10 protein-coding genes are annotated in these 10,626 nt (G+C 70.3%); 7 read left to right on the top strand and 3 right to left on the bottom strand.

What is annotated here, in order from left to right; genetic code table 11:
* Positions 1–449 precede the first annotated feature (449 nt).
* A complete protein-coding gene (locus tag ACZ4SA_RS35335; RefSeq protein WP_468282389.1) occupies positions 450–665 on the top strand; it encodes an I78 family peptidase inhibitor in 216 nt (71 codons plus the stop codon).
* Positions 666–761: 96 nt separating this feature from the next.
* Here the strand turns inward: ACZ4SA_RS35335 and ACZ4SA_RS35330 are convergent, their stop codons facing one another.
* Positions 762–1,781 (bottom strand): phosphatase PAP2 family protein, encoded by a 1,020-nt coding sequence (locus ACZ4SA_RS35330; protein ID WP_468282386.1) that lies wholly within the window; start codon positions 1,779–1,781, stop codon positions 762–764.
* Positions 1,782–2,218: 437 nt separating this feature from the next.
* On the opposite strand from ACZ4SA_RS35330, the gene ACZ4SA_RS35325 reads away from it, so the two are divergent.
* Positions 2,219–3,946: an MFS transporter gene (locus tag ACZ4SA_RS35325; RefSeq protein WP_468282383.1), complete on the top strand. Its 1,728-nt coding sequence runs from the start codon at positions 2,219–2,221 to the stop codon at positions 3,944–3,946.
* Between the two features lie 122 nt (positions 3,947–4,068).
* Positions 4,069–5,259, top strand: a complete 1,191-nt coding sequence (locus ACZ4SA_RS35320) for an acyl-CoA dehydrogenase family protein (protein WP_468282380.1) — start codon at positions 4,069–4,071, stop codon at positions 5,257–5,259.
* Positions 5,260–5,301: 42 nt separating this feature from the next.
* Here the strand turns inward: ACZ4SA_RS35320 and ACZ4SA_RS35315 are convergent, their stop codons facing one another.
* On the bottom strand, positions 5,302–5,733 hold the full coding sequence (locus ACZ4SA_RS35315; protein ID WP_468282376.1) for a cell division protein SepF: 432 nt from the start codon (positions 5,731–5,733) through the stop codon (positions 5,302–5,304).
* Positions 5,734–6,013: 280 nt separating this feature from the next.
* On the opposite strand from ACZ4SA_RS35315, the gene ACZ4SA_RS35310 reads away from it, so the two are divergent.
* The 4 genes from ACZ4SA_RS35310 (at position 6,014) to ACZ4SA_RS35295 (ending at position 9,572) form a co-directional block, all read left to right on the top strand.
* Complete coding sequence (locus ACZ4SA_RS35310; RefSeq protein WP_468282373.1) at positions 6,014–7,237, top strand: DUF5685 family protein; 1,224 nt, start codon at positions 6,014–6,016, stop codon at positions 7,235–7,237.
* A 228-nt stretch (positions 7,238–7,465) separates the two neighbouring features.
* Positions 7,466–7,708 carry a hypothetical protein gene (locus ACZ4SA_RS35305; protein WP_468282370.1) on the top strand — a complete coding sequence of 81 codons (243 nt, stop codon included), beginning with the start codon at positions 7,466–7,468 and terminating at the stop codon, positions 7,706–7,708.
* A 281-nt stretch (positions 7,709–7,989) separates the two neighbouring features.
* Positions 7,990–8,889 carry a S1 family peptidase gene (locus tag ACZ4SA_RS35300; protein WP_468282367.1) on the top strand — a complete coding sequence of 300 codons (900 nt, stop codon included), beginning with the start codon at positions 7,990–7,992 and terminating at the stop codon, positions 8,887–8,889.
* Positions 8,890–9,092: 203 nt separating this feature from the next.
* Positions 9,093–9,572, top strand: a complete 480-nt coding sequence (locus ACZ4SA_RS35295; protein ID WP_468282364.1) for a hypothetical protein — start codon at positions 9,093–9,095, stop codon at positions 9,570–9,572.
* A 21-nt stretch (positions 9,573–9,593) separates the two neighbouring features.
* Here the strand turns inward: ACZ4SA_RS35295 and ACZ4SA_RS35290 are convergent, their stop codons facing one another.
* Entirely contained in the window at positions 9,594–10,502 is a 909-nt protein-coding gene (locus tag ACZ4SA_RS35290; RefSeq protein ID WP_468282392.1) for a DUF4231 domain-containing protein, read from the bottom strand.
* Positions 10,503–10,626 lie beyond the last annotated feature (124 nt).

Genomic DNA, 10,626 nt, shown 5'->3' with positions numbered 1-10,626 from the left:
GGAGCTTCGTTGCGTACGTCGCGCGCCCACAGAACATCGTCACACCGCCGTGACCTGCACGCCTACAAGATCACCCCGACTTTGAAATCGCCCTGCCACGGCAGCCCGGTGGGGACCCGCTTTCCCCAGCACCAAGGCACGCGGAAGCGGACGGCCCCGTCTCGAGGGGATTCTGTAAGGAAGCGGTGAATTGTCGACGGCCGGTGAATTCCACGCCGTCCCGCGGTGCCCGTCCAATTCACAGCGGAAATTGGTGGGAACTGTTCGCTATCGGCCGGGCCGGCCCATTTACCGTACGAGCACCTCAAAGAGCCCGTTCGAGTGAACGAGTTCGGACCGGACAGTGTCGAGATCCTGTGACAGAAGCGTGACCCCTGGGGTATACGGGGCTGCTGGGGACGCCGCGCGGGCTGCTTCCGTCACCGTCCGCTGCCGCCTACGGTGGGGGGATGGCACCCATACCGACCCCTCCCGTACAGCCCGACGACGCCCCTGACGCATACGTCGGACTCGATGCACAGGACGCCGAGCAGCAGGCGCGTCAGCGGGGCTGGACGACTGTCAGAGCGCTGCCGCCCGGGTCGATCATCACCATGGAGTACGTGGCGGGCCGGCTGAACTTCGAGGTGAAGGACGGCTCGGTCATCCGCTGCTGGAAGGGCTGAGCCCGGCTGCGCGCAGGCGACGAACGGAAGGCCCCGGTGCTCGACGAGAAGTCGAGCACCGGGGCCTTCCGTGATCAGCGGACGGTGAGCCGCCCGTCAGCCGCCGGTCAGCGGCCGCGAATGCGGCGGCCGTCTGCTGCCCGTCGGAGTCACCGGCGTCCGTTCGGAGCGTGCGTGCGGCCGGGACCGGTCGTGTGTGGTCGTCCGGGTGCCCGCAGCCGGCCCGGTCGCCGAGCCGGCGGTGGAGGCCGGCCGGCTCGTGGGGCCGGCGGTGGCGACCGGCTCGCGAGCCTGCTCGTCGGGCTGTGCGGTCTCCGTGCCGCGCTGCGGGTACATCGCGGGCCGCGGACCGCCCGACGCGACGGGCAGCGACGGGGCCATCGCCCGGCGCCTGCGCCACTGCTCGCGCAGCGCGAGGATCCAGGCCTCCGCGCGCCCGATCAGCGGCTCGCACCAGGGCAGGGCCAGCAGGATCAGCAGCCCGGCCGCCCAGCCGAGCAGCACGTCGCTGAGCCAGTGCGTACCGAGGTACACGGTGGTCAGGCCCACTCCGAGGGAGACGACGGCCGACAGCGCCGACAGATAGCGCCGGGCCCTCGGGGTGGTGGCCAGATAGGCCAGGATTCCCCAGGTCACGACCGCGTTGGCGGTGTGTCCGGAAGGAAATATATCGCCGCCGGCGAAGAGCTCGGCGGAGCCGATCTGCGTCGCGTAGTGGGGGCCGAGCCGACCCAGACCGATCTTGACCGCGCCCACGGAGACGTTCAGCAGCAGCAGGGCCGCGCCGAGCGCGAGCAGCGGGCGAAGGGTGTGCTGGCGCCAGGAGCGCCAGCCCAGCCACGCCGCGACCATGACGGCCGTCGGACCGCGCTGGCCGAGCACCACGAAGTAGTCGAGAAAGGCGTGCTGTTCGGGCCATTGCTCGTAGGGCCGGAAGAGCATGAGCTTCCAGTCGAGGGCCACGAGCGACGTCGATGCCAGAACGGCGACGACGATGGCCAGATAGAACGCCGACGTCCCGCCGAAGAGGGCGAGACGCGTGCGGCTCATCCGCGGGATCTCTATCTTCGGCGGTTCCGGCTCCCGGTCCAGCCGGGCAAAGAAGTCGGTACGCACCCAATCGACGTTACAGCGAGTGAGTGTGTGGTCAGGTCGATCCACTCTCTTCGTGATGCCTATGTGATGTGGAGTTTGTCTCAGGTCCAGTTTCATTCACGGCCCGTCAGGAAAAGCGGGTGAGCCTGTTCCCTATTTATCGGACGGTCTTCCCGGAGCGTTTATTTGTGTCATACGCGAATGGTTCACCGGGTGCCCGTGTGGAATTTCCATGGCGTTCAGGGGTCCATCAAGATCAATTCCGGCCCCTCCGGCGAGTGGCGCACGCCACACCAGGTCGCCCGAGGTGGTGAGACCTCGACCACGCGCACCGCGCACGAACTCGCGTACGCTGGCGGCTCACTCGCCCGTCGATGCCGGGCTGCCTGCAGGGACGTCCCCGAACCACCGTCCCGGTCGGCCCGCCGAGCGCGAGGGACTCACTGGGAGGTACGTACATGTCCGTGACGCCCACGGCCGGCGCACGCCTGCGCTCCGTCGGCGGCGGCGCCAACCGCTGGGTCGTCCTTTTCGTCCTCTGCGTCAGCCTGGTGCTCGTCGCCCTCGACGCGACGGTCCTGCACGTCGCCGTCCCCGCCGTCACGGAGGACCTGCGGCCCAGCGGGGTCGGGCTGCTGTGGATCGTGGACGTCTACCCCCTTGTCTGCGCCGCGCTGCTGATCCTGTTCGGCACACTCGGCGACCGGGTCGGCAGACGCCGTGTGCTGCTGATCGGCTACGGCATCTTCGGCCTGGCGTCCGCCGTCGCCGCCTTCGCGCCCAGCCCCGAAGTGCTGATCGGCGCCCGCGCCCTGCTCGGCGTCGGCGGCGCGATGATCATGCCGGCGACGCTGTCGATCCTGCGGGCCGTCTTCCCCGACCGGCGTGAGCGGGCCACGGCGATCGGTATATGGACCGCCACCGCCGCCGTCGGTGCCGCCACCGGACCCGTTCTCGGCGGCTTCCTCGTCGAGAACTTCTGGTGGGGCTCCGTCTTCCTCATCAACATTCCGCTGATGGCGCTGATTCTTCTGGCCGGGCGCTGGCTGCTGCCCGAGTCCAAGGGGGGCGCGGACGGTCCCTGGGACGTGCTCGGCGCACTCATGGCCGCGGCGGGCGTGCTGGGCGTGGTCCTCGGCGTGAAACGGCTCGGCGCGGGCGCCGGTCTGCTCGACGTCACAGCCGTGGGGCCGCTGCTCTTCGGCGGCGCCCTGCTCGTGCTGTTCGTGGGACGGCAGAAGCGCCGCGAACATCCGCTGATCGACATGCGGATGTTCGCCAGGGCCGCGTTCTCCACTTCCGTCGGCTGCATCATCCTCGGCATGCTCGCGCTGGTCGGTCTCGAGCTGATCGCCGTCCAGTACCTCCAGCTGGTCCTCGGGCTCAGCCCGCTGGAGACCGGCCTGCGGCTGCTGCCGCTCACGTTCGCGGCCATGGCGGCCGGCGCCACCGGCTCGTACACCCTGAACCGCCTGGGCCCGCGCCGCATGGTCGGCTGGGGATTCGTGCTGACCGCCGGGGCGGTGCTGCTGCTGACCGTGATGGGGCAGCACGACCGTCCCTGGCTGCTGACGGCCGCGTTCGTCCTGCTCGGCTTCGGGCTGCAGACCACGCTGTTCGGCGCGTACGAGTCGATGCTGAGCGAGGCCCCCGCCGACCAGGCGGGCGGGGCCGCCGCGATCGGCGAGACCTCTTACCAGCTCGGCGCCGGCATGGGCATCGCCCTGCTCGGCAGTGTGATGAACGCGGCCTACGCGCCCGCGGTCGCCTCCGCGTCCGGCGTCCCGGGCGCCGCGAGCGCGGCAGCCTCGCACTCGCTCGGCGAGGCCTATCAGGTGGCCGACCGGCTCGGCGGCCACGCCGGTGAGGTGCTGCGCGCAACGGCCCGTCACTCCTTCGTGCACGGTCTGCACATCACACTGCTGGTCAGCGCCGGGTTGCTGCTCCTGGGCGCGCTGGCCGCGGTGCGGCTGCCGCGGAGGATGGAGTGCGCCACGGTCGAGAAGTGTCCGCCGCCCAGGCGGTCCGACGCGACGGCCCCGGCGAACCGCGACGCCGACGGTGCGGCGACCCGTGAGCCGGGTGCGGTGGATCGGGTGGCCGGGGTTCCGGCCGGCCGCAGGCCGCACGTGCCGGGCGCGCCCGCAGCCACGGAGGCTGCGGGGTCTGGACGCGCGGCACACTGAGCCGTAACGTCTGGCGAGGCCCTAACTAGCAGCGCTAGTTTTCGGGTCGTGTCCGTGCGTCCTCCCTCCACGGCCTGGCGGCCGCGAAGGGGTGCCCAGTGAGAGCCGTCGGAGGTCACGTCATGTCCGCAACCTCGAAGCTTCCGCCCTTCGATCCCGGCGACCCGCTCGGCATCGACGACCTTCTGGAGCCCGAGGACCTCGCGATCCGCGACACCGTCCGCACGTGGGCCGCCGACCGTGTGCTGCCCCACATCGCCGACTGGTACGAGCGCGGTGAGCTCCCCGGCATCCGCGATCTCGCCCGTGAACTCGGCTCCATCGGCGCCCTCGGCATGTCGCTCGACGGCTACGGCTGCGCAGGCGCCACCGCCGTCCAGTACGGACTGGCCTGCCTCGAGCTCGAGGCCGCCGACTCGGGCATCCGCTCCCTCGTCTCCGTACAGGGCTCACTCGCCATGTACGCGATCCACCGTTTCGGCTCCGAGGAGCAGAAGCAGCGCTGGCTGCCCGGTATGGCGGCCGGCGAGATCATCGGCTGCTTCGGTCTGACCGAGCCCGATCACGGCAGCGACCCGGCCGCCATGCGTACCTGCGCCAAGCGTGACGGCGACGACTGGGTGCTCACCGGCCGCAAGATGTGGATCACCAACGGCTCCGTGTCCGGTGTCGCCGTCGTCTGGGCGCAGACCGAGGACGGCATCCGCGGCTTCGTCGTGCCCACTGACCGCCCCGGCTTCTCAGCACCCGAGATCAAGCACAAGTGGTCCCTGCGCGCGAGCGTCACCAGCGAACTCGTGATGGACGAGGTACGGCTGCCCGCCGACGCGGTGCTCCCCGGCGTCACCGGACTGCGCGGTCCGCTGAGCTGCCTCAGCCACGCGCGGTACGGAATCGTGTGGGGCTCGATGGGCGCCGCGCGCTCCAGCTTCGAGGCGGCGGTGTCGTATTCCAAGACGCGTGAGCAGTTCGGCCGGCCGATCGGCGGCTTCCAGCTCACGCAGGCGAAGCTCGCGGACATGGCCGTCGAACTGCACAAGGGGATCCTGCTCGCCCACCACCTGGGCGTGCGGATGGACGCGGGGAAACTGCGGCCGGAGCAGGTCAGCTTCGGAAAGCTCAACAACGTGCGCGAGGCCATCGAGATCTGCCGCACCTCGCGCACCGTCCTCGGTGCGAACGGGATCTCGCTCGAATACCCCGTGATGCGGCATGCGACCAACCTCGAGTCGGTGCTCACCTACGAGGGCACCGTCGAGATGCACCAGCTGGTGCTGGGCAAGGCGCTCACCGGCCTGGACGCCTTTCGGTAGTCCGGGTGCGGCCCGGTCGGACGGGGCCGGCGTGCGCCTTGCTCAGCTCTGGTTGAAGAACCCGTCCTGCGAGCGGCCTGCCGAGTCTCCGCTGACGATCTGGGTGTCCGCGGGGGTCAGCAGGAACACCCGTGTCGCGACGCGCTCGATCGAACCGCGCAGCCCGAAGGCGAGGCCCGCGGCGAAGTCCACGACCCGCTTGGCGTCACCGGGCTCCATCGACGTGAGGTTCACGATGACCGGGACGCCCGCGCGGAACAGCTCACCGATCCCGCGGGCGTCACGGAAGCCGTCCGGGGAGACCGTGGCGATACGGCGGCCCTCCTGCTCGGCGGACTCGGAGGCAACCCGCACCCGGGGGTCGGTGACCCATGCGTCACCCGTCTCGGCACCCTCGGCGTACTCGTCGTCGTAGTAACGCCCGTCGTCCTCGACGAGTCCCAGCCAAGCGCTCGCCTTACGCACCGATCCCATGGACGCCTCCTTTCATCGCGGTCACTTGTGGTTCCGCATATCCCCTATCGTCGTCCATGATGCGGATCAGGCGCCAAGTGGATAGTCGCCGCGCAGGGGATTCGTGACGGTACTGGTGCAGAAGATATGGCGATTCGTCAAGGTCCGGCCGCTGTAGGGCCCGTGGCGGGATCAAAATATAAAGGTCGAGCCGGACGGGTGACCTTGGGGACGTACGGGTGAACGGTCACTCGCTACGATGCCCACCGCACATCTCAGCGACGCACGGGGGGGGGCAGTCGTGTTCGGAATCGTCAGGCCGTGCTCGCACCGTCTCACCGACGGGCTGAAGACCGAGTGGATGGCTCATCTCTGCGGCCTGTGTCTGGCACTTCGAGCCGACCACGGACAGTTCGCCCGGGTCGTCACCAACTACGACGGCCTGATCGTCTCGGTCCTGACGGAGGCTCAGGCCGAACGCACCCCGGCACAGCGGCGCACGGCCGGGCCCTGCCCGCTGCGGGCCATGCGCACCGCACCCGTGGCACGCGGCGAGGGAGCGCGGCTGGCCGCGGCAGTCTCGCTGGTCCTCGCGTCCGCGAAGGTACGCGACCACGTCGCGGACGGGGACGGCGTGTTGGCCCGCAGGCCCGTTGCCGTCGCCGCCCGCCGGGTCGCCGCCGGGTGGGACAGGGCGGGCGCACGCTCGGGCGCCGCGCTCGGCTTCGACACCGCGGTGCTGCTCGACGCCGTCGAGCGGCAGACCGGGATCGAGGTGCTGGCCGGGCCGGGGACCTCGCTCCTGACGGTGACGGAACCGACGGAGACCGCGACGGCTGCGGCCTTCGCGCACACCGCCGTGCTCGCCGGCCGACCGGAGAACATCGCGCCGCTCGCCGAGGCCGGCCGGCTCTTCGGACGGCTCGCGCATCTGCTGGATGCCGTTGAGGACCAGCAAGCTGACGCCGCGTCGGGTGCGTGGAACCCGCTCACCGCCACCGGCACCCCGCTCGCCGAGGCCCGCCGGCTCGCCGACGACGCGCTGCACGGCATCCGGCTGGCGCTGCGGGACGCGCACTTCGTGGACGGCAAGCTGCTCCGTGTTCTCCTCGCGCACGAGCTCGCCACGTCGGTGAACCGTGCCTTCGGCACCCCGACGTGCGCACACCAGGGCTACGGCGGTCAGCGGCCGCCCCAGCACGGAAACCCGCACCAGGGCGGCCCCCAGGGCCCCTTCGGCTCGAACCCGTACAGCGGGAGCCCGTACGGCGGTGGCGCCTACGGCGGCGCGCCGGGCGGTCCGGGTGGTCCGGGTGGTCCTGGCGGGATGCCGCCCGGGCCGGGGCCTCAGGGGCCCGCCCGCCGTGGATTCTGGGCGGGCTGCGCGGTCTTCGTAGGTCTGTGCTGCACATGTCGGTTGTGCTGCGCCAAGGAATACGAGGGCCCCTGGTCCCGCAAGAAGCGTGAAGGCTGCTGCCGCGACTGCGACTGCCCGGACTGCGGCTGTCCGAGCTGCGACTGCTGACGGTCCGTCGGATCACCGGCCCTCGCGCACCAGGTCCCCGCGGATGCGGGCCGGTCGCCCGCGCGGTCATGGCGGAGCGGAACTGGCGGCGTCGGCACGACAAGCGGCTGGACACCGTCTCAAGGCCGGACCGCCCGCTCTCCCGTACTGGGACCACTGGCTCTCCGGTCACCCGGAGGGGCGAATTCCGGCCGTCTGTGGCACTGGAGAGGAGACCCCGACGCGGCGGTGCCGAACGCCACCGCGGCGGACGCCCTCACCCTCGACGACAAGCCCTTCACCGGCCAGATTCGTTCCGCTGCCGACCGCGGCCCGGCCGCCGGCTCCCTGGAACCTGCGCCGCGCTTCGGAGTGCGGGGCGAAGTCGCGCACCGCCCAGAGACCTTCGCGACGCAGCACGGCATCGGGATGACGCCGTACGGGACGGGCCCCCGCCGGGCAGCCCCCTTCCTTCGCCGTCACCGCCGGTGAACGGAACCCCCCGCCCCTCTGACACGTCCCACCGGTCGACAGCTCTGTGTACAGCGCAGCCCGGCGGCAGCAGGCCACCGGGGCGGTCCGGCGTGCATGTGCGCTGCGGCCGAAAGGCGCCCTTGCGCCGGTAGTTGACGCCGCCAATACTCCCGAACAGCGCTTGTCAGGAGCACGGTCTGTCCGATATCCGGGCGTTCCGGATGTCGAAGTGCTCATGGCTGCGCCTCACAGGCCCCGACCCCACGGACGGGCCATCCACCCCTCGGGAGGAACGACAAGTGAGGATCAAGCGCACCATCCCCCGCACCGGCACCGCGAGACGCACCCGTCTGCTCGCGGTCTCCACCGGCCTGATTGCCGCCGCAGCACTGGCCGTCCCCACCGCCAACGCCGACCAGGCACAGACCTTCAGCGCAGGGCAGCTCACTGCGGCGAGCGACGCCGTGCTCACGGCGGACGTGCCGGGCACCGCCTGGCACGTCGACAAAGCGACAGGAACGCTCGTCGTCACGGCCGACAGCACCGTCTCGAAGGCCGAGATAGCGAAGATCAAACGCGAGGCAGGGACCAACGCCGGTGCCCTGCGCATCGAACGCACGCCCGGCACCTTCTCCAAGCTGATCTCCGGTGGCGACGCGATCTACGCCTCCAGCTGGCGCTGCTCTCTCGGCTTCAACGTCCGCAGCGGCAGCACGTACTACCTCCTGACCGCCGGGCACTGCACCGACGGGGCGGGCACGTGGTACACCAACTCGTCCCGCACCACGACCATCGGCCCCACGGCCGGCTCGAGCTTCCCGGGCAACGACTACGGCCTCGTGCGCTACTCCAACACCTCGCTCAGCCACCCCGGCACCGTCGGCAGCAGGGACATCACCAGCGCGGCCAACGCCACCGTCGGCATGTCCGTCACCCGCCGCGGCTCCACGACGGGCACCCACAGCGGCACCGTCACCGGACTCAACGCCACCGTCAACTACGGCGGCGGAGACATCGTCTACGGCATGATCCGCACCAATGTCTGCGCCGAACCGGGCGACAGCGGAGGTCCGCTCTACTCCGGCAGCCGGGCCATCGGTCTGACCTCCGGCGGCAGCGGCAACTGCACCTTCGGCGGCACGACGTTCTTCCAGCCCGTGACCGAGGCCCTCAGCGCCTACGGAGTCAGCGTCTACTGACGTCCGGCCCTGCCAGGCCGTGTCGACCGGCCCGGCAACCGGCACCGGTCGAGCCCTCGTCCCGTCATGACGGGACGAGGGCTCGACGTGCAGCCACTGATTGCGTCCGTCCCCTGTTCGAGCCCGTCCTCTGTTTGAGGCCCTCTCCTGTTTGAGAGGATGTAAGCAGGGCGGGGGAGCGCAGTAACGGGGGTTGCAGCTCAGTGAAACGCATCGGAGTGACCGGCCACCGCAGCATCCCACGTGAGGCCCGAGCCCATATCAGCGCGGGGTTGCGGGCCGTGCTCTGCGGCCACCAGGGCTCGATGGAGGCCCTGTCCAGCCTGGCGGTGGGGGCCGACCAGCTCTTCGCGGACATCGCCCTGGAATGCGGCGCGGAACTGACCGTCGTCATCCCCAGCGGTGACTACGAAAAGGGCTTCAACGGACCTGGGGAACTCGCCGGTTACCGACGGCTCAAGGGCCTCGCCACACGGGAGGTCCAGCTTGCCTTCCCCTTCTCCACGGACGACGCCTACTACGCGGCCGGCGCCTACATCGCCGACCACTGCGACCGCCTCCTCGCCGTCTGGGACGGCCTCCCGGCCCGAGGCCACGGCGGCACCGGCGACATCGTGCGCTACGCCCGCGGCCTCGGAAAGCCCGTGACCGTCATCTGGCGCGAGGGACTGAGGCGGGCCTGAGCAGGCCCGCCGACAAGGCGGTCAACTACGGTGCCTGACCAGCCAGTCCGTGTGCTGGGGCGAGACGATGCGCTCGGTCTCGTACACCGCGGAGGGCCACTGCGCGTCGGTGACCGTCGTCTCCATTGCCGTGTGCATGGCTGCCAGATCCTCCTCCACCAGTGAGTGTGCGGCGATCAGCGGCTGGTGGCGGCGGATCTCGCTCCACGCAAGGCAGGCGGCGGCCGCGGCCGACAGCACACCCTGCGCGGGGACGGAGCCGCCCACCGAGAAGGTCCGTAGTGTGGCGAACAGCAGGGCGAGGAGGGTGAGCAGCGCGATCGAGGCGGACCAGAGCGTGGTCGCACGCCGGGACACCTCCGTGCGCCGGTGGTACCAGTTGCGCTGCTCGATCAGCCGGTCCCTGACGTAGGTCTCCTTGCGTACGCTGAAGGGCCTGGCCCGCAGCCGCCTCATGGGAGTGGTGATCAGATCGGCCGCGGCGGCGTCGTCGCCCGCCGTACGCGGATCCTCCCAGCCGACCTTGGCCAACTCCCGTAATCCTTCCTCCAGACGGGCGGTGAACAATTCATCGGCATCGTGCTCGGAAGTGCGTGAGTCGAACGGTGCTCCATGGACCGCGTATCGCCAGCACATGGACTTGATGAACTCGGCGGCGGAGCGGTTCAGTTGCCAGTGTGACTTTGCTCTGCGGCGCGCGGAGCGGTACCCCAGCACCAGGACACCGGCGTACGCCAACGCACTGAACAGAGAGGCGAGTTGGAAGGATTCGCCGAGCCTGAGCGAGGTGGGCAGCGCCGCCAGGGCCGCTCCCGCCACCAGCAGGAGCAGCTGGAGGCGGGTGCCCGCGACGGCCTCGCGCTGGCGGGCGATGGCGATGGTGTCGGTGCGGTGGTAGAGAACCGGTAGATCGCCGTTGCGGAAGACCATGCTGTGCAGTGGGCTCGAAAGCTCGCTCATACACACCCCCGTCTGCGGTTTTGTCTTCACTCTTTAGGCGGAATCGCTTGTTCCTTGCGGTCCTGCGAGAATGTGGCGCAACTCGTTTGCCGCT

It is taken from the genome of Streptomyces sp. NPDC027962 (genome assembly GCF_055566095.1).
This window is presented reverse-complemented; position numbering and strand designations above follow the sequence as displayed.

Coding starts and splice junctions, on each gene's coding strand:
- ACZ4SA_RS35335 (WP_468282389.1), top strand. CDS start 450: ATGGCACCCATACCGACCCCTCCCGTACAGCCCGACGACGCCCCTGAC.
- ACZ4SA_RS35325 (WP_468282383.1), top strand. CDS start 2,219: ATGTCCGTGACGCCCACGGCCGGCGCACGCCTGCGCTCCGTCGGCGGC.
- ACZ4SA_RS35320 (WP_468282380.1), top strand. CDS start 4,069: ATGTCCGCAACCTCGAAGCTTCCGCCCTTCGATCCCGGCGACCCGCTC.
- ACZ4SA_RS35315 (WP_468282376.1), bottom strand. CDS start 5,733: ATGGGATCGGTGCGTAAGGCGAGCGCTTGGCTGGGACTCGTCGAGGAC.
- ACZ4SA_RS35290 (WP_468282392.1), bottom strand. CDS start 10,502: ATGGTCTTCCGCAACGGCGATCTACCGGTTCTCTACCACCGCACCGAC.